The 1,871-nt window shown below is 73.4% G+C and carries 2 protein-coding genes and 2 pseudogenes; 3 read left to right on the top strand and 1 reads right to left on the bottom strand.

Annotation, left to right across the window (positions count from 1 at the left end; genetic code table 11):
- Window positions 1–125 (bottom strand): annotated as a pseudogene (locus tag H5J33_RS38055) (CDP-alcohol phosphatidyltransferase family protein); the annotation flags it as partial.
- A gap of 107 nt (window positions 126–232) precedes the next feature.
- On the opposite strand from H5J33_RS38055, the gene H5J33_RS33540 reads away from it, so the two are divergent.
- The 3 genes and pseudogenes from H5J33_RS33540 to H5J33_RS38060 all read left to right on the top strand — a co-directional run.
- Window positions 233–1,222, top strand: a complete 990-nt coding sequence (locus H5J33_RS33540; protein WP_181798457.1) for a zinc-binding alcohol dehydrogenase — start codon at window positions 233–235, stop codon at window positions 1,220–1,222.
- Window positions 1,223–1,333: 111 nt separating this feature from the next.
- On the top strand, window positions 1,334–1,732 hold the full coding sequence (locus H5J33_RS33545) for a 6-carboxytetrahydropterin synthase (protein ID WP_181798458.1): 399 nt from the start codon (window positions 1,334–1,336) through the stop codon (window positions 1,730–1,732).
- A 5-nt stretch (window positions 1,733–1,737) separates the two neighbouring features.
- Window positions 1,738–1,871: pseudogene (locus tag H5J33_RS38060) on the top strand (glycosyltransferase family 1 protein); the annotation flags it as partial.

The following is a 1,871-nucleotide window of genomic DNA, read 5'->3' on the forward strand; positions in this document are numbered from 1 at the left end:
GCCAGCCAGCCGGCCGGCCCCATGCCGGTCACCGGGCCGAGCAGCACCAGCAGCAGCACCTGCGCACCCGCTCCCACGGCGGTCTCCTGCCGCAGTCTCGCGTCGTACATGTCGTTCAGGGCCACCGCACACCCTCCGGCCGAGTGACAGAGTCGATCAACGCCGCGTACTGTGCGCGGCCTGTGCACCACCCGGTACGTGAACAGCTTCCCGATCGTTCAGGAGGACGCCGATGCACCGCTTTGCCCGCGCGTTCTGGCTCCGCTCGCCCGGCCACGGGGAACTCCGCGACGTCACCCTCCCCGAACCCGCCCCGGACGAGGTCCTGGTGCGCGCCCTGTACTCCGGGGTGAGCCGGGGCACCGAGACGCTCGTCTTCCGCGGCGGGGTGCCCCGCAGCCAGCACACCGTGATGCGCGCGCCGTTCCAGGAGGGCGACTTCCCGGGCCCGGTCAAGTACGGCTACCTCAGCGTCGGCGTGGTGGAGCAGGGCCCGGCCGCGCTGACCGGCCGTACGGTGTTCTGCCTGTACCCGCACCAGAGCCGCTACGTCGTCCCGGCGAGCGCCGTCACCGTGGTGCCCGAACGGGTGCCCGCCGAACGGGCCGTGCTCGCCGGGACCGTGGAGACCGCCGTCAACGCCCTGTGGGACGCGGCACCGCTGATCGGCGACCGGATCACGGTGGTCGGCGGCGGCATGGTCGGCTGCGCGGTCGCCGCGCTGCTCGCCCGGTTCCCCGGCGTCCGACTCCAGCTGGTCGACACCGACCCGGCCCGCGAGGCGACCGCGCGGGCACTCGGCGTGGACTTCGCCCGCCCCGCGGACGCCCTCGGCGACCGCGACCTCGTCGTGCACGCCAGCGCCACCGAGGCCGGCCTCGCCCGGTCCCTTTCCCTCCTCGCCCCCGAAGGCACGGTCGTGGAACTGAGCTGGTACGGCGACCGGACCGTGGCCCTGCCGCTCGGCGAGGCCTTCCACTCCCGCCGGCTCACCCTCCGCGGCAGCCAGGTCGGCACCGTCTCCCCGGCCGCCCGGCCCGGACGCGGCTACGCCGACCGGATGGCACTCGCCCTGGACCTGCTCGCCGACCCCGCGCTGGACGCGCTCGTCACCGGTGAGAGCCCCTTCGAGGAACTCCCGTCCGTCCTGCCGAAGCTGGCGTCCGGCGAGATCCCCGCCCTGTGCCACCGCATCCGTTACACGGAAACCGGCCTGACCTGAGAAAAAGGGTGAGAGCGGGCTGAACACGGGGAAGCGACAAGCCGTACTACACGGCAACCCCCGGCGGGCAAGCGCGGGGGACCAGACGCGCCGCACCGGGAGGGTCGTCCGTTGTTCAGCATCACCGTCCGCGATCACCTCATGATCGCCCACAGCTTCCGCGGCGAGGTCTTCGGGCCCGCGCAGCGCCTGCACGGCGCCACGTTCCTCGTGGACGCCACGTTCCGCCGCAGGCGGCTGGACGAGGACGGCATCGTGGTCGACATCGGCCTGGCCACCCGGGAACTGCACGCGGTGGTCGACGAGTTGAACTACCGCAACCTGGACGACGAACCCGACTTCCAGGGTGTCAACACCTCCACCGAGTACCTCGCCAAGGTCATCGCCGACCGGCTCGCCGAGCGCATCGCCAGGGGCGGGCTGGGGGAGGGCGCCAAGGACCTCGAGGGGATCACCGTCACCCTGCACGAGTCGCACGTCGCCTGGGCGAGTTACGAGCGTGCCCTGTGACCGGCCTGACCGCCCGCCGCGGCCGCCGTCCCCACCCGGCCCCCGCCCCGGACACCACCCGGACCGTCCCCATGACCCTGCGCACCGCGCACTTCGTGATGCCGGGCGGCGTCGACGACCCGGCCGCGCCCAGCGGCGG

Origin of the sequence: Streptomyces sp. WELS2, from assembly GCF_013870595.1 — a bacterium.
Classification (GTDB): domain Bacteria; phylum Actinomycetota; class Actinomycetes; order Streptomycetales; family Streptomycetaceae; genus Streptomyces.

Coding starts and splice junctions, on each gene's coding strand:
- H5J33_RS33540 (WP_181798457.1), top strand. CDS start 233: ATGCACCGCTTTGCCCGCGCGTTCTGGCTCCGCTCGCCCGGCCACGGG.